At 73.4% G+C, this 15,611-nt stretch carries 14 protein-coding genes and 2 pseudogenes; 8 read left to right on the plus strand and 8 right to left on the minus strand.

Annotated features, from left to right (window positions below; translation table 11 throughout):
* Positions 1 to 158: 158 nt before the first annotated feature.
* The 4 genes and pseudogenes from PYS65_RS04165 to PYS65_RS04180 all read left to right on the plus strand — a co-directional run.
* Positions 159 to 401: pseudogene (locus PYS65_RS04165) on the plus strand (glucose-6-phosphate dehydrogenase); the annotation flags it as partial.
* Entirely contained in the window at positions 398 to 1,333 is a 936-nt protein-coding gene (gene opcA, locus PYS65_RS04170; RefSeq protein ID WP_279332403.1) for a glucose-6-phosphate dehydrogenase assembly protein OpcA, read from the plus strand. The pseudogene PYS65_RS04165 and the gene opcA, both read left to right, overlap by 4 nt.
* Positions 1,334 to 1,404: 71 nt before the next feature.
* Positions 1,405 to 2,337: a phosphogluconate dehydrogenase (NAD(+)-dependent, decarboxylating) gene (gene gnd / locus PYS65_RS04175; protein ID WP_279332404.1), complete on the plus strand. Its 933-nt coding sequence runs from the start codon at positions 1,405 to 1,407 to the stop codon at positions 2,335 to 2,337.
* A gap of 5 nt (positions 2,338 to 2,342) precedes the next feature.
* A complete protein-coding gene (locus tag PYS65_RS04180; protein WP_279332405.1) occupies positions 2,343 to 2,927 on the plus strand; it encodes a histidine phosphatase family protein in 585 nt (194 codons plus the stop codon).
* 157 nt (positions 2,928 to 3,084) lie between these two features.
* On the opposite strand, the gene PYS65_RS04185 is transcribed toward PYS65_RS04180, so the two are convergent.
* Together PYS65_RS04185 and PYS65_RS04190 are read right to left on the minus strand one after the other, a co-directional pair.
* Positions 3,085 to 4,890 carry a bifunctional sugar phosphate isomerase/epimerase/4-hydroxyphenylpyruvate dioxygenase family protein gene (locus tag PYS65_RS04185; protein ID WP_279332406.1) on the minus strand — a complete coding sequence of 602 codons (1,806 nt, stop codon included), beginning with the start codon at positions 4,888 to 4,890 and terminating at the stop codon, positions 3,085 to 3,087.
* Positions 4,891 to 4,996: 106 nt separating this feature from the next.
* A complete protein-coding gene (locus PYS65_RS04190; RefSeq protein WP_279337846.1) occupies positions 4,997 to 5,881 on the minus strand; it encodes a shikimate dehydrogenase in 885 nt (294 codons plus the stop codon).
* A 146-nt stretch (positions 5,882 to 6,027) separates the two neighbouring features.
* Here PYS65_RS04190 and PYS65_RS04195 point away from each other — a divergent pair, with 146 nt between their 5' ends.
* On the plus strand, positions 6,028 to 6,693 hold the full coding sequence (locus tag PYS65_RS04195; RefSeq protein ID WP_279332407.1) for a TetR/AcrR family transcriptional regulator: 666 nt from the start codon (positions 6,028 to 6,030) through the stop codon (positions 6,691 to 6,693).
* 200 nt (positions 6,694 to 6,893) lie between these two features.
* Positions 6,894 to 8,249: an MFS transporter gene (locus tag PYS65_RS04200; protein ID WP_279332408.1), complete on the plus strand. Its 1,356-nt coding sequence runs from the start codon at positions 6,894 to 6,896 to the stop codon at positions 8,247 to 8,249.
* Positions 8,250 to 8,325: 76 nt separating this feature from the next.
* Here the strand turns inward: PYS65_RS04200 and PYS65_RS04205 are convergent, their stop codons facing one another.
* Both PYS65_RS04205 and PYS65_RS04210 read right to left on the minus strand, forming a co-directional pair.
* Positions 8,326 to 8,736 carry a VOC family protein gene (locus PYS65_RS04205; RefSeq protein ID WP_279332409.1) on the minus strand — a complete coding sequence of 137 codons (411 nt, stop codon included), beginning with the start codon at positions 8,734 to 8,736 and terminating at the stop codon, positions 8,326 to 8,328.
* A gap of 159 nt (positions 8,737 to 8,895) precedes the next feature.
* Positions 8,896 to 9,339, minus strand: a complete 444-nt coding sequence (locus PYS65_RS04210) for a PPOX class F420-dependent oxidoreductase (protein ID WP_279332410.1) — start codon at positions 9,337 to 9,339, stop codon at positions 8,896 to 8,898.
* 153 nt (positions 9,340 to 9,492) lie between these two features.
* Here PYS65_RS04210 and PYS65_RS04215 point away from each other — a divergent pair, with 153 nt between their 5' ends.
* Positions 9,493 to 10,722 carry a serine hydrolase domain-containing protein gene (locus PYS65_RS04215; protein WP_279332411.1) on the plus strand — a complete coding sequence of 410 codons (1,230 nt, stop codon included), beginning with the start codon at positions 9,493 to 9,495 and terminating at the stop codon, positions 10,720 to 10,722.
* Positions 10,723 to 10,777: 55 nt separating this feature from the next.
* On the opposite strand, the gene ribA is transcribed toward PYS65_RS04215, so the two are convergent.
* Positions 10,778 to 11,437 (minus strand): GTP cyclohydrolase II, encoded by a 660-nt coding sequence (ribA, locus tag PYS65_RS04220; RefSeq protein ID WP_279332412.1) that lies wholly within the window; start codon positions 11,435 to 11,437, stop codon positions 10,778 to 10,780.
* 41 nt (positions 11,438 to 11,478) lie between these two features.
* On the opposite strand from ribA, the pseudogene PYS65_RS04225 reads away from it, so the two are divergent.
* A pseudogene (locus PYS65_RS04225) lies at positions 11,479 to 12,150 on the plus strand (creatininase family protein); the annotation flags it as partial.
* Here PYS65_RS04225 and PYS65_RS04230 read toward each other — a convergent pair.
* The 3 genes from PYS65_RS04230 to PYS65_RS04240 are packed head-to-tail and all read right to left on the minus strand — an operon-like array spanning position 12,123 to position 15,582.
* Complete coding sequence (locus tag PYS65_RS04230) at positions 12,123 to 13,373, minus strand: lysylphosphatidylglycerol synthase transmembrane domain-containing protein (protein ID WP_388705573.1); 1,251 nt, start codon at positions 13,371 to 13,373, stop codon at positions 12,123 to 12,125. The pseudogene PYS65_RS04225 and the gene PYS65_RS04230 overlap by 28 nt on opposite strands.
* Positions 13,370 to 14,380 (minus strand): class I SAM-dependent methyltransferase, encoded by a 1,011-nt coding sequence (locus PYS65_RS04235; protein WP_279332413.1) that lies wholly within the window; start codon positions 14,378 to 14,380, stop codon positions 13,370 to 13,372. Before PYS65_RS04235 ends, PYS65_RS04230 begins: the two co-directional genes overlap by 4 nt.
* The gene (locus tag PYS65_RS04240) at positions 14,377 to 15,582 is read right to left on the minus strand and encodes a glycosyltransferase family 4 protein (RefSeq protein ID WP_388705737.1); all 1,206 of its coding nucleotides are present in this window, start codon (positions 15,580 to 15,582) and stop codon (positions 14,377 to 14,379) included. Before PYS65_RS04240 ends, PYS65_RS04235 begins: the two co-directional genes overlap by 4 nt.
* Positions 15,583 to 15,611 lie beyond the last annotated feature (29 nt).

A 15,611-nucleotide genomic window follows, 5' to 3' on the forward strand; every position in this document is an offset into this window, starting at 1 on the left:
GGCCAGGGCGTCGCGCAGGCGGTGCGCGACGCGGTCGAGGAGCACCCTCGCACCCCGTTCCGCGAGCAGGTCCGGCAGTGGCTCGCCGCGGGCACGCGGGGCGTGCCGGGCGACTTCGACGACGACCCCGCGTCCGGGCAACCGCGCACGGCCGTTCCGGCGAGTCGTTCACCGAGTGCGGCCCAAAGACGTGCGAACGGCTCATCCTGGATGTCCTGCCGGGGGACACCCACCTGTTCCCCCGTCATCAGGAAGTGGAAGAGTCCTGGAGGATCCTCGACCCGGTCGAGGAGCACCGGGCGTCCCACGGCAGGCCCGCGCGGTACACCTCGGGCAGTCGGGGATCCGCACAAGCCGGCGGGATGCCCGCACGAGACGGACGGAGCTGGCGCAGGCCATGAAGATAGACCTCACCGACACCACGGCAAGCGATGTCAACAAGGCGCTGGTGCGGGGCCGCCGTGCCATCGGCACCCCCGCCGTGGGCATGGTCCTGACGATGGTGATCGTCACGGACGAGGAGAACGCCTACGACTCGATCAAGGCCGCCGAGAAGGCCTCGCACGAGCACCCCTCGCGCATGCTCGTCGTCATCCGGCGCCACGCCCGCAACTTGCGTGAACGCACCCACCCGCGTCTCGACGCCGAGGTGCGGGTGGGTTCGGAGGCCGGCGCCGGCGAGACCGTGGTCCTGCGGACCTACGGCGAGGTGTCCGACCACGCCGACTCCGTGGTGCTGCCGCTGCTGCTGCCGGACGCCCCGGTGGTGGTCTGGTGGCCCGCGGACGGGCCCGAGCACCCGTCGAGGGACCCGCTGGGCGCGCTGGCCCAGCGCAGGATCACCGACCTGTACGCGGTCGAGCATCCCCTGGAGGTGCTGGCCACCCGGAGTCGCTGCTACGCGCCCGGCGACACCGACCTGGCCTGGACCAGGCTGACGCCGTGGCGGTCCATGCTGGCCGCCGCGCTGGACCAGACCCGGCTGACGGTGACGTCGGCGGCCGTGGAGAGCGAGGCCGACAATCCGAGCGCGGAGCTGCTGGCGCGCTGGCTGGAGGCCCGGCTGAAGGTGCCGGTCGAGCGGGTGGAGACGGCCGGCCCGGTGGTCACCGGCGTGCGCCTGGGCACGGTGGACGGCGAGATCGCCATCGACCGCCCGGAGGGCCCGATGGCCACGCTGTCGCTGCCGGGGCAGCCGTCGCGGCGGCTCGCACTGAAGGTACGTCCCCTCTCCGAGCTGATCGCGGAGGAGCTCAGGCGTCTCGACGCGGACGAGATGTACGCCGTCGCCCTGCGCGGCGGGGCCACCGGGGAGGTCCCCGCCCATGCCTGACGCCCCCTCCCCCGCACCGACCCGGCGCCCCCCGGTGGGCCGCCCTGTCCGAACCCAGGAAGTGAACTGACATGCAGATCGGCCTTGTTGGTCTCGGCAAGATGGGCGGCAACATGCGTGAGCGCATCCGTGCCGCCGGACACACCGTCGTCGGCTACGACACGAACCCCGACCGCTCCGACGTCGGCCACCTGTCCGACCTCATCGACCGGCTCGACGTGCCGCGCGTCGTCTGGGTGATGGTCCCGGCCGGCGCGGTCACCCAGCACGTCATCGATCAGCTGGGGAGCCTGCTCAAGCCCGGCGATCTCGTCGTCGACGGCGGCAACTCCCGGTGGACGGACGACGAGAAGCACGCCAGGGAGCTGGGTGCCCGGGGCATCGGTTTCGTCGACGCGGGTGTCTCGGGCGGTGTGTGGGGGCTGGAACACGGCTACGCCCTCATGGTCGGCGGCGACGAGGAGCACGTGGAGCGGCTGAAGCCGATCTTCGACGCGCTCAAGCCGGAGGGCCCGTACGGCTACGTCCACGCGGGCGAGGTCGGTGCCGGGCACTTCGCGAAGATGGTCCACAACGGCATCGAGTACGCGATGATGCAGGCCTACGCCGAGGGCTGGGAGCTGCTGGAGAAGGTCCACTCGGTGGACAACGTCCGCGAGGTGTTCCGCTCCTGGCAGCAGGGCACGGTCATCCGCTCCTGGCTGCTCGACCTGGCGGTCGACGCGCTCGACGAGGACCCCCACCTGGAGAAGCTGCGCGGCTACGCCGAGGACTCGGGCGAGGGCCGCTGGACCGTGGAGGCCGCCATCGACCACGCGGTGCCGCTGCCGGCGATCACCGCCTCCCTGTTCGCGCGGTTCGCCTCCCGGCAGGAGGACTCGCCGCAGATGAAGATGGTCGCGGCGCTGCGCAACCAGTTCGGCGGCCACGCGGTCGAGTCCGCGGACCGGGACGGCCTGGATCAGAAGCGTGACCAGAGCCAGGAGCAGGAGGACTGGGCGTAGCGGTCGTGGGAGATCTCCTGCTGGCCCGGCACGGTGAGACGGAGTGGAGCAGGGCGGGACGGCACACCGGGGCCACCGATCTGCCCCTGACCCCGGGCGGCGAGGACCAGGCCAGGTCCCTGGCCCCGCTGCTCGCGGGCCGCGCCTTCGCGCTCGTGCTCACCAGTCCGCTGCTCCGCGCCCGGCGCACCGCCGAACTCGCGGGGCTGGCGGGGGCGGTGCCGGAGCCGGACCTGCGGGAGTGGGACTACGGCGGTTACGAGGGTGTCACCAGCGCGGACATCCGACGCGCCCGGCCCGGCTGGGACCTGTGGACCGACGGGGTGCCGTCCGGTCCGGAGTCTCCCGGCGAGTCCGCGGCGCAGGTCGGCGAGCGGGCCGACCGGGTGCTGTCCCGGGTGGCCGGGGCGCTCGAGGCGGGTGATGTGGTGCTCGTGGCGCACGGCCACCTGCTGCGGGTGCTGACCGCGCGGCGGCTGGGCCTGCCGCCCACGGACGGGCGGCTGTTCCGGCTGGAGACGGGAACGCTGGGCCGGCTGTCGCTGGAGCACGGCAGCCCGGTGCTCGCGGAGTGGAACACCCGCCCCTGAGGTCCCGACGCCGGCGCCCTGCCCTGAGAACTCCGAACGCCATGGGCGTCCGATCAGCTCACGGCGTCATGGGGGTCCCCCTGTTCGAGCGGAGCCGAGAGCTTGAGGGGAGTGCGTGCCGGACGCCGCGAGCCGGGCGCCCATGGCGTTCGGAGCCCTAAGGCTGGGAGGTGAGGGCGGTCGGGGTCCGGACGGCGTGCTGGGCGGCCAGCCGTACCGGTGCGTTGCGGGCGCCGTAGCCGCGGTGGCCGCCGTCGCGCTGGAGGAGTTCGAAGAACACCCGGCCGACGGTGCGGGTGTAGCAGTGCCGCAGGGTGCCGTGCTCGTCGTGGTCGTAGAGGATGCCCAGTTCGCGGTAGGTCTCCAGTTCTCCGTCGGCGAACTCGTGGCGGGCGGCGAGGTCGTCGTAGTAGTTCGCCGGGATCGGCAGCAACGGGACGCCCGCGTCGCGCAGCCGGCGGGCCGCGGCGACCACGTCGTCGGTGGCGAACGCGATGTGCTGGGCGTGCACGGTGTCGTCGCCGGGTGCGGCCTGGACGGTGAGGACGATCCGGACGGTGCCGTCGGCGTTGCTGACCGCGCGGCTGCGCTGCAGCCCGTAGGGGTCGGCGACGTCGACGCTGTCCTCGGCCCGCAGCCCGAGCACACCGCGGTGGAAGAGGGCCGCCTCGTCGAAGTGGTGCCAGGGCTGGGTGAGCGCGAGGTGGTCGATGCCCCGGACCCCCGGGGCGGCGACCGCGGCAGGCTCCCCCACGTCCTCGAAGTCGGCCCGCCAGTCGGCGAGTCGGGCGTCGCAGAAGAACAGTTCCGTACCGTCGGGGGCGGCGACGGCGTCCAGCGGGGCGTCCTTCGGGGCGCGGCGGCGCGGCAGGACGGGCGCCAGCAGGGCCTCGGCGCGGGCGGCGGCCCCGGGGGGGTCGGGTGACTCCAGGCCGACGGCGGCGAGTCGGGTGCCGTCGCGGCGCACGGCCGTACCGGTGTTGACGAGGAGGCGGGCCTCGCCCTGCTGCCACAGGTCGACGGGTTTGCTCCGGTGCCGGGCGGTGCGGGTGAAGCCGAGGCCGCCCAGCAGTGCGGTGAGGGGTTCGGCGTCGGCGGTGACGAGTTCGGCGAAGGCGACACCGGTGGGGACGACGGGGGCGGGCGGCTGCGCCACCCCCACCTCCTCCTGCAGGACGAGCAGGGAGCGCCGGGCGTCCACCGCGGTCGGGGCGGCCTCGGCCTGCCGGAACACGTCGTTGAACACCTCCAGGGAGAGCGGCCCGTCGTAGCCGGTGCGCAGGACGTGCCGGACGAGTCCGGCGACGTCGAAGCCGCCCTGCCCGGGGAAGCAGCGGTGGTGGCGGCTCCACTGGAGGACGTCCATCGCGGGCAGCGGGGCGTCGGCGAGCTGGAGGAAGAAGATCTTCTCGCCGGGGATGTCCTCGATGCCCTTGGGGTCGGAGCCCCTGGAGAGGATGTGGAAGCTGTCCAGGCAGGTGCCGAGCGCCGGGTGCCCGGCCGCCTCGACGATGCGCCAGGCATGGTCGTACGTGCTGACGTGCCGTCCCCAGGCCAGCGCCTCGTACGCGACCCGGATGCCGAAGCCCTGCGCCAGGTCGGCGAGTTCGCGCAGCTGTGCGGCGGCGAGGGCGTCGTCGTCGATCGCCTCGGGGTCGACGCTGGAGCAGACCAGCACGGTGTCGGCGCCGAGTTCGCCCATCAGCTCGAACTTGTGCCGGGCGCGGCGCAGGTTGCGGGCGAACGCCTCGGCGGGCACGGCCTCGATGTCCCGCAGCGGCTGGTAGAGGTCGATGCCGAGTCCGAGGTCGAGGCAGCGGGCGCGGATCTCCCGTGGCGTGAGCGGGCTGGCGAGCAGGTCGTTCTCGAAGATCTCCACGCCGTCGAAGCCGGCGCGGGCGGCGGCCGTGAGTTTCTCGGTGAGGGTGCCGCTGAGGGAGACGGTGGCGATGGACGTACGCACGTCGGTACCTCTGTTTCCGTGAAGTGCCGTGCTCTGGGGACTGAGGGCCCTGGGGCCTGAGGGCTTGGGGACTCTGGGGACTCTGAGGGCTCTGAGGGCTCTGGCGCTATTGGGGTGCTGCGACGGGGCCGGTGAGTTCGGTGAGGTCCGCGAGCATGCGGGCCCGGTCGGGTTCCCGCCCGGTGAACAGGCGGAACGCGTCCGCGGCCTGGAAGGCGGCCATGCCGCCGCCGTCGAGGGTGGCGCAGCCCGCCGCGCGGGCGGTGCGCAGGAGCTCGGTCTCCAGGGGACGGTAGACGACCTCGGCGACCCACAGCCCGGGGTGCAGCAGCTCCGCGGGCAGCGGCAGTCCCGGGTGGGCGGCCATGCCGGTGGGGGTCGCGTGCACCAGGCCGCCGCTGCCGTCGGCGGCGGCCAGCAGCTCCGGCAGCCGGTCCAGGGGTGCGGCGGCGGCGCGGTCCGCCCCGAAGGTCCGGTTCAGGGAGCCGGCGAGTTCGTCGGCCCGTTCGGGCAGGGCGTCGGCCACGGTGACCCGTCCGGCGCCGAGGGTGAGCACGGCGTGCGCGACGGCGGCACCGGCGCCGCCCGCGCCGAGCTGCACCACCCGCTCCAGCGGCACGTCGGGCAGGCCGCGGGCGAAGGAGGCGGCGAAACCGGTGACGTCCGTGTTGTGGCCGACGGCCCGGCCGCCCTCGAAGACGACGGTGTTGACCGCGCCGAGCGCCTCGGCCTGCGGATCGAGTGCGTCGAGATGCTCGACGACGAGCCGTTTGCACGGGTGGGTGATGTTGAGCCCGTCGAATCCGAGCAGCCGCGCGGCGCGCAGCAGCTCGCCCACCGCCTCGGGCGGTACGCCGATCGTGTCGAGGTCGAGGAGCCGGTACAGACAGCGCAGGCCCTGCCGGTCGGCCTCCCGCTCGTGCAGCGCGGGGCTGAGCGACGGGCCGATGCCGGAGCCGATCAGCCCGACGAGATACGAGTCCTTGAGCACCGGGGCCTCCAGAAGACCACTCACTAATGTACGAACCAGTACGTTAGCTATATCAGCCGGTCGGGGGCTCATGGAAGCCCCGGCCGGCCGGTGACGGCTCCCTTCTAGAATCACCGGCACTGCCCGACCTCGCCCGAAGGAACCCCATGACCAGCGTCGAAGAACCGGCACGGCCCGGCGAGCGCATCCGTGACGCCGCCCGCACCAGGGCCGAGATCCTCGACGTGGCGACCCGGGAGTTCGCACGGGCCGGCTACGACGGGGCCCGCGTCGACGAGATCGCCGCCCGCACCAGCACCACCAAGCGGATGATCTACTACTACTTCGGCGGCAAGGAAAAGCTGTTCACGGCCGTGCTGGAGCGCGCGTACGGCGTGATCCGCGAGGCCGAGCAGCAGCTGGACGTCGACCACCTGGACCCGGTGGCGGCCATCCGGCGGCTGGCGGAGGTGACCTTCGACCACCATGAGCGGCACCCGGACTTCATCCGCCTGGTGAGCATCGAGAACATCCACGACGCGGAGCACATCGCGGCCTCCGAGGAGCTCGGCCGGATGGGCTCGCCGGCGCTCGACGTGATCCGCCGGATCCTGGCCGCGGGGCAGGAGTCGGGCCTGTTCACGGCCGATGTGGACGCCGTCGACCTGCACGCGATGATCAGCTCGTTCTGCTTCTTCCGGGTGTCCAACCGGCACACCTTCGGCGCGCTGTTCGGCCGCGACCTGGTCGCCCCGGACCGGCGCGAGCACTACCGGGCGATGCTGGGCGACATGGTGATCGCGTACCTGACGGCGGAGCGGGCCGCGGACTGACCGGCGCGGGGCCTCGCCCCCGCGCCCCGGCGGCTCCCGGGCCGATTCCGCACGACGCCACCCCTTGACACCGGGGGCCGTCGGGCGCAGCATCCCTTTTCAGCCGCGACTAACTATCCAGTGGGTTAATTAGCGCACCGGCTTCTCCCCTCCGTTCTTCCTCCGCGTACCGTCGTGGAGTCCCCTCGAAGGAGCCCGCCGTGTCCGTCCCCGCACCGCCCCGCGACGCCTCCCCTCCCGGACAGCCGAAGAAGGCGGCGACCGCCGCCTGGATCGGCAGCGCCCTGGAGTACTACGACTTCTTCATCTACGGCAGCGCGGCGGCGCTGATCTTCCCGGAGGTGTTCTTCGACGACTCCGACCCGGCCACCGCGACCCTGCTGTCGCTGGCCACGTTCGGTGTCGCGTACGCGGCCCGTCCCGTCGGCGCGCTGTTCCTCGGCCACTACGGGGACCGGGTCGGCCGTAAGAAGATCATGGTCTTCACGCTGATGCTGATGGGCGTGTCGACGTTCCTCATCGGCTGTCTGCCCACCCGTGACCAGGTCGGCACCCTCGCGCCGGTCCTGCTGGTGCTGTGCCGCATCCTGCAGGGCATCTCGGCGGCCGGCGAACAGGCCAGCGCGAACTCGATGACCCTGGAACACGCGCCACCCCACCGGCGCGGCTTCTTCAGCAGTTTCACCCTGAGCGGTACGCAGGGCGGCCAGCTGCTGGCCACGCTGGTCTTCATCCCGGTGGCCGCGATGCCCGAGGAGCAGTTGCTCTCCTGGGGCTGGCGGGTGCCGTTCTGGATGAGCGTCGCGGTCGCCGTGGTCGGGTACGTCATCCGCCGCAAGCTGGACGAGACCCCGGCCTTCGAGCAGCAGACCGCCACCGAGGGTGTCGTGAAGATGCCCCTGGCCGTGCTGCTGCGCGAGCACTGGGCGGACGTCCTGCGGGTGGTCGCGGGTGCGCTGATCGCCTCGGTCAGCACGATCTTCACGGTGTGGGCGCTGGCGTACGCGACCAGTGACGCGGTCGGCATGTCCCGCACGTCGATGCTGTGGGTGGCCGCGCTGGCGAACGTCGCCGCGCTCGCCGCGATCCCCCTGTGGGCCGTGCTCTCCGACCGGATCGGCCGCCGCCCGGTCTTCCTGGTCGGCGCCGTCGGCAGCGCGGTGATGATGTTCCTGTACCTGTGGGTCGTCTCCACCGGCAACTTCGCCCTGACGATGCTGCTGGGCATCCTCACCTTCGGTGTCGTCTACAGCGCCGCGAACGGGGTGTGGCCGTCCTTCTACGGCGAGATGTTCCCGACCCGGGTGCGGCTCTCGGGTATGGCGATCGGCACCCAGATCGGCTTCGCCGTGGCCGGCTTCGCGGTCACCTTCGCCGCGCAGATCGCGGGCCCGGACGGCGACGACTGGACGGCGGTGGCCCTCTTCACGGCCGCCCTGTGCGTCCCGCCGGTGATCGCGGCGCTCTCCGCCCGGGAGACCCACCGCATCCCGACCGAACTCCTCGGCGAACGCACGGCCGACGGCACACCCCGGCCGGAGAAAGTGACGGCCTGACCTCGCTCGTCCCGACCCCCGGAGCCGCCACCCGGCCCCGGGGGTCTCGCGTCGTCGAGGCCCCGCCCGCCCCCGCCTATCGGTTGGACCACCCGCGCCGGCACAGCACCAGCCGGTAGCCGTCGGGGTCCTCGAGGGTGACGCCCCACTCGTTCCAGTACGGATTGGGGGACGGCACCGCCGTACCGCCGTGCTGTTCGAGCCGGCCGACCAGGTCGTCCGGGACCGGGCCGTCGAGGTAGACCACCAGCAGGTCCTCCTCGGTGGGCCGGGGCTCGACGGGCCGCCCGGGTTCGTGCACGAGCTCGAGGTGCCAGTCGGCATCCGGCCACCCCAGCATCAGCAGGTCGTGCCCGCCGGGCGGGGCGCCGCCCTCGGTCCGCCACACCACGCTCAGTCCGAGCCCGCCGCACCAGAACCGCTCGGCCGCGGCGAGGTCCCGGGACGGGCGGGCGATACGGATGTGACTGCGGCCGTCGACGGACATGACGTCCTCTCCCCTGGGGTGCGCTCCTCGGCGCCGGAACCGGCGCCGATCCGTTCCGCAGCGTAGACACCCCACGATCACCGGACCATCGGCCGTCCGGCGGGGGCCCCGGGTCCTACACCCCCGCCACCGGGGTCCTACGCCCCGCCGCCGAGGGCCCTACGACTCGCCGCGCCGGGGGATCCCGTACGCCCGTTCCACCCGCAGGCGCAGGACGAGGCGGTGGTCGCGGACCATGGCGGCGCGGTAGTCGTCCCAGTCGGGGTGTTCGCCGTTGACGTCGCGGTAGAGCCGGATCAGTTCCTGCACCGTCTCGTCGTGCGGGTCGGCGGCGACGGGGGACAGTTCGGCGGTGCCCTCGGCGACCGTGTACGCCCACCGGTCGGGGGTGGTCACGTGGTAGGACGCCCGGGGGTCCCGCCGCAGGTTGCGGGTCTTGGCCCGGCCGTCCGTGAGCGAGACACGGATCAACCGCTCGTCGGGGTAGTAGGCGTGGTTGACGTTCGACAGCTGGGGACGGCCGTCCCGTTTCAGCGTGACGAGCACGCCACCGTTGTGGTCACCGATCAGTGCGAGCAGTGCGGGCAGTGTGTCCTGTGTCATAACCCGTGCAACGCCCGCACCGGCCCCGGCGTTCCCGTCGTTCTCGCCGTCTGCCCGGATCCGCCGCTGTGTTCACCCGGTCCGACGAGGTCTGACCTGCTCCGGACGGGGTATCCCGGACTCAGCTCGGGAGCGTGATCGAAGGAGTGGGCGATGGGACTGCTGCGGCAAGAGGCCGACCCGGCGGAGTGCGGACTGGACGCGCAGGCGCTGGACCGGCTGGACCGGCACTTCGCGCACGAGGTCGACGCGGGGCGGCTGCCCGGCTTCCTCGTCGCCGTCGCACGGGGCGGGCGGGTCGCGCACCTGACGGCGTACGGGCGGCGGGACGTCGCGGCCGGGCTGCCGGTGGAGAGCGACACGCTGTGGCGGATCTACTCCATGACCAAGCCGGTGACCGCCGTCGCCGCGCTGCTCCTCGTGGAGGAGGGCCGGCTGTCGCTGGACGATCCGGTCGGCCGTCACCTGCCGGCGTTCGCCGCGCCGCGGGTGTACGAGAGCGGCTCCGGTGCCGGGATGCGCACGCGTCCCGCGGCCGGCCCCCTGCTCGTACGGCATCTGATGACCCACACCGCCGGGCTGACGTTCGCCTTCTACCACGCCCATCCGGTGGACGCGCTGTACCGCGAGGCCGGGCTGGACTCGTCGGTGGCGCCGGGTGCGGACCTCGCCCGGACGGTCGACGTGTACGCCGGTCTGCCGCTGCAGTTCGATCCGGGGACGCAGTGGAACTACTCGGTCGCCTCCAACGTGCTGGGGCGGATCGTCGAGGTGGTGTCCGGGCAGCCGCTCGACGTCTTCTTCGCCGAGCGGATCTTCGGCCCGCTGGGAATGGCGGACGCCGGTTTCCAGGTCGGTGACGAACAGGCGGGGCGGCTCGCGGAGTTGTACGGCGAGACGGACACCGGCGGCATCGAGCCCGTCGAGGGGCTGCCGCTGCGGGGCCGTCCCCGGTTCCTGTCCGGCAGCGGAGGGCTGGCGGCCTCCGCCCACGACATGCACCGCTTCATGGAACTGCTGCGCCGGCGGGGCGAACTGGACGGTGTCCGGCTGCTCGCCCCGGACACGGTGGACCTGATGACCCGCAACCACCTTCCCGACGGCGCCGATCTGCGCGCCTTCGGCAGCCGACCGGCCCACGACGAGCCCGGCAACGAGGGTGTCGGCTTCGGCCTCGGGGTCTCCGTCGTCGTCGACCCGTCCCGTACGCGGGCCCCGTCCGGCCTCGGCACGTACGGCTGGACCGGGGTCGCCACCACCGCGTTCTGGGTCGACCCGGGCCGCGACCTGACCGTGCAGTTCTACACGCAGGTGCGGCCCCGGTCCTCCCACTCGGTCTTCCCGGACCTCAGGCGGCTGGTGCACGAGGCCGTGACCGGCTGAACGCCGGCCGTCCGGACGCCGGTCCGCCGCCGGGGTCGCCGGGGCCGGCGGGCCGTCAGGACCAGTGCGCCACCGCGTCCAGGTGGGGCAGGTCGTGGTCGAGGCGTTCCCGCTTGGTCCGCAGGTAGGTGATGTTGCTCTCGCACGGCGGTATCAACAGCGGCACCTGCTCGGCGACCTGGACACCGTGCCGTACCAACGCCTTGTGCTTGCGGGGGTTGTTGGACATCAGCCGCACCGACCGTACGCCCAGGTCCTGGAGCATGCCGGCGGCGACACCGTAGTCGCGGGCGTCCACCGGCAGGCCGAGGGCGAGGTTCGCCTCGACGGTGTCCAGGCCCTCCGCCTGCAGGGCCATCGCGCGCAGCTTCGCCAGCAGGCCGATGCCGCGGCCCTCGTGCCCTCTCAAGTAGAGGACGACACCGGCCCCTTCGGCGGCCACCGCACGCAGTGCGGCGGCGAGCTGGTCGCCGCACTCGCAGTGCTGGGAGCCGAACGCGTCGCCGGTCAGGCACTCCGAGTGCAGCCGGGTGAGGACCCGGTCCGTGCCGATGTCGCCGTGGACCAGGGCGACTTGCTCGTCACCGCGGTCGTGGTCGAGGTAGCCGACCGCCTGGAACTTTCCGTACACGGTGGGCAACGGCGCATTCACGACACGTTCCACACCGGTCTGCTGGGGTGACTTCTTGGCGAGTACGCCTATGTTTTCTGTCATGATTCTCGAGTTCCTAAGCAGAGACGAAAGGCCGTGAGGGCATGAGTGGTTCACAAAAGCGGTCGGCGGCATACGGCCCGGTCCACGGTCTGTTGCCGGCGGATACTACAGAAGATGTACGGAATCGGGGGGCCGGCGTCTCACGGCAGATCGCGGTCCTTCCCGTCGGGAGTTTCGAGCAGCACGGCCCGTTCCTGCCGCTGGTGACCGACACCCTGATGGCGTGTGCCATCGCCGGGGAGATCGCCGACGCGTACCCGGTGCATCTCCTCCCTCCGGTGACGATCTCGTGCTCGCACGAGCACGCGGCCTGGCCGGGAACCGTCTCCATCTCCTCCGTGACCCTCCACGCGGTGGTGCGGGACATCGCCGACTCGCTGCGCCGGTCCGGTGTGGACACCCTGGTGCTGGTCAACGGGCACGGCGGGAACTACGTACTCGGCAACGTCGTTCAGGAATCCTCCGCCCGCGGCGAGCACATGGCGCTGTTCCCGGCGCCGGAGGACTGGGAGACCGCGCGCCGGCACGCCGGCGTGGTCACCTCGCTGCTCACCGACATGCACGCGGGGGAAATCGAGACCTCCGTCCTTCTGCACACTCATCCCGAATTGCTCCGTACCGGTTACCAGACCTCCGATCACGTCGCCGACGACCGGCGCCGGTTGCTCACTCTGGGAATGGCCGCCTATACCGATTCCGGTGTCATCGGACGCCCTTCACTGGGCTCCGCGGAAAAGGGCAGAGAGCTTCTGGCGAGCCTCGTGGATTCCTTCGGCGCGTATTTCTCGATGCTCACCTCCGAAAGCACCGCAACGGAGGCGGCGGACGCCACCGCTGCGGCCGGCGCGCTGGGCGACGGCGCCGACGGCGCGTAGGCCGTGTGCTTCCGGGCGCCGGGGACGGCGGCGGTGGTGGCCGTCCGGCGCCCGGCGCGCAGTCCCGCGTACCAGCGGGCGAGGAGCACGATCACCCCGGGCAGGCTCGCCACGAGGCTGAGCACCCCGTAGACCACGGCGACGGCCAGTCCCCGGCCCGCGCCCAGTCCCGCGGCGCCGAACGCCCAGGCGGCGACGCCCTCCCGGGGCCCCCAGCCGCCGACGTTCAGCGGCAGCGCCATGGCGAGCAGCGCCAGTACGCCCAGCGGCAGCAGCTCGGTGACCGCCGCGCCGACTCCGGCGACGCGGGCGGCGAGGACGAACATCGCCAGGTATCCGGCGAGCACGACGAGGGAGGCGAGCAGCACGCCCGGTCCGTTGCGCCGGGACAGCAGCCCCTCGCGGGCCTCGGCGAGCAACCGCCGCGGCGCCCGGTCCCGGCGCGCGGACGCCGGCCGGTTCATCCGCAGGGCGAGGACGACGGCGCAGGCGCCGAGTGCGGCCAGGCCCACCAGCGGGACGGCCTGGCGCATGTCGTCCCGGACCGGGGACGGCATGGTCAGCAGCATCACGGCCCCGGCGGCGAACAGCGCGAGCTGTCCCGCGGCCCGCTCCAGCACCACGGACCGCACCCCGCGGCCCAGGTCACCGGTGCTCTGCCCGTGGCGCACCGCGCGGTGGACGTCGCCGAGGACGCCACCGGGCAGGGCCGCGTTCAGGAACAGGGCGCGGTAGTAGTCGGCGACGGCCGGGCCGAGCGGCAGCCGGATCCTCAGGCCCCGGGCCACCAGGGCCCAGCGCCAGGCGCTGAACACCGTGGTCACCAGCCCGATCCCGAGCGCCGCCAGCACGGCGGGCCCGTCGATCCGGCGCAGCCCGTCGAGGAGGACACCGGTGCCCAGGCGCCACAGCAGGACGGTGAGGATGAGGACACCGGCGGCGCTGCCGAGGCGGGTGCGCACGGCGGGGGTGCCCAGTCGGGCGAGGAGAGCGCGCGGGGCGCTGCCGGGGCACGGTACCGGGGTGTCCAGGACCGGTGTCTCCACCGTCCGGGCACTCACGCCGCGGCGCCCGACGGCCGGCACAGGGCGAGCAGGTCGTGGTGGTGGACGACGACCCGCAGTTCGCCCGCCGCGCAGGCCTCCAGGCGCTCGGTCAGGTAACGGCCCGCGGGCTCCGCCAGTTCGGGGCGTTCCTCGACCGCCGCGCCGACCCAGCCCCGCAGCCACTGCGCGGTCAGTTCGGCCTGCTCGGGGCCGAGCCGCCAGGGGCTCGGGTCGAGCCGTACGGTCGCGCCGTGTGCGGCGAAGGCCTCCGCGGCGACGGTGGCCGCGTCCGGGCCGAGCAGTCCGTCCCGGCGCTGGTGGGCGTTGAACGCCTCGGCGATCTCCTGGTCCAGCGGGTGCGGCGCGGTCAGTTCGACGCGTCCGGCCACCGAGAGCGTGAGCAGCGCCGGGCAGCCGGCTCCGGCGCAGGCGGCGGCGAGGGCGTCGACGTCCTCGCGGGTGAGGACGTCGAGCAGTGCGGACGCGGTCACCAGGGAGGCGCCGGCCAGGGCCTCCGGGGTGAGCCGGGCGACGTCGCCGCGCCGGGTCTCCACGCTGACGCGGCTGCCGTCGGCGGCGGACCGCGGGGAGGCGACGGCGGCGAAGTGCAGGAGGTAGGGGTCCCGGTCGTGCAGGATCCAGTGCTGGGCGCCGTCCAGCCGGGGCGCGAGCCAGCGGCCCATGGAGCCGGTGCCGCAGCCGATGTCGTGGACGACGAAACCGCCGGCCCGCTGCGGCAGGTTGGCGAGCCGGATGCGCAGCGGGTCGAGCAGGTCGTGGGCGCGTGCGGAGGCGTCGGCGGGCTCACGCAGTTGGAGCCACTCGGGCGCGTACCGGGGAGGTTCCTCGGTGGCGGCGGTGGCGGCCTCCCGCAGCCGGAGGGTGTCCCGTTCCCCGGGACGGAGCGCGGGGCCGGCCCCGGGGATGACGGACTGCCGGGCGGCGGGGCCGCCCGGTCCGGCCGGTGCCGCTTGGACCGCCTGGGCCGGCTGCGCCGTCTGCGTGGTTGACGGGCTGGTCATGCGGCCCTCCGGGAGTCGGTCGGAAGCCGGCGCAGTACCGCCGCCAGGCTCTGTGCGGTGCTCGCCCAGCCGCCGAGGGCGGCACGCCGGCCGCGGGCGGCCGCCTTCAGCCGGCGGCGGACGTCCGCCTCGCCGAACCAGCCGCGGAGTTCGACGGCGATGGCGGCGGGGTTCTCCGGCGGTACGAGGATGCCGGGCACCCCGCCGTCGGGGGCGCGGCCGACCGCCTCGGGCAGGCCGCCGACATCGGTGGCCAGCACCGGGATGCCGCGCGCCAGCGCCTCGGTGACGGCCATGCCGTACGTCTCGGCGTACGAGGTGAGGACCATCAGGTCGGCGGTGGCGTAACTGGCGTCGAGTTCGGCGCCGGATTTCGCTCCCGCCAGCTCCAGCCGGTCCTGGAGGCCGTACCGGCCGATCAGGGACCGCAGATGGGCGACGTACTCGGGGTCGTGGCCGAGCCCGCCGACCAGCGCGCAGCTCCACGGCAGGTCGGACACCGCCGCCAGCGCCTCGACCAGCCGGTGCTGGCCCTTGCGCGGGGTGAGGGCGGCGACGCACAGCAGCCGGGAGACGCCGTCGGTGCCGGAGGCCAGGGGTGCGATGTCGGCGCCGGGAGCGGCGACGTGGACGCGGTCGGGTGCGAGCCCGTGGTGGGAGACGAGGCGGCGTACCGCCCAGTCGCTGGTGGCGATGACGGCCGGCACCGCGCGCAGCACCGTACGCTCGCGGGCGTCCAGGTCGGCGGCGACCGCCGGGTCGAGCCCGGTCTCGTCGCCGAGCGGGAGGTGCACGAGGACGGCCATCCGCAGCCGTTCCGCCTCCGGGACGATGATCTCGGGGACCCCGCAGGCGACCAGTCCGTCCAGCAGGACGACGGTGTCGTCGGGCAGTTCGCGCAGCGTGCGGGCGAGCGCGGTGCGGGCGGCGGCGTCCGGGCGGGGCCAGTCACCGGCGACGGCGTGCCGCTGCACCTGCCAGCCGAAGCCGGGCAGGTCCAGGCAGACGCGCCGGTCGTAGGCGTTGCCGCCGCTCGGTGCGGCCGGGTCGTCGACGCCGCCCGGCATCAGGAAGTGCACGGAGCGCAGGGACATGGGGATGATCCCTCCGTTCCCCGGGAAGGAGGCCTGCTGGGGGACGTAGTCCAGGCGGGCCCGCCGGGTGGCCGGGTCGGTCACGGTGACAGTGGCGGTGTCGGTCACGGTGGCGGTGTCTGTCACGGTGGCGGTGG

Source organism: Streptomyces cathayae, from assembly GCF_029760955.1.
GTDB lineage: Bacteria > Actinomycetota > Actinomycetes > Streptomycetales > Streptomycetaceae > Streptomyces > Streptomyces cathayae.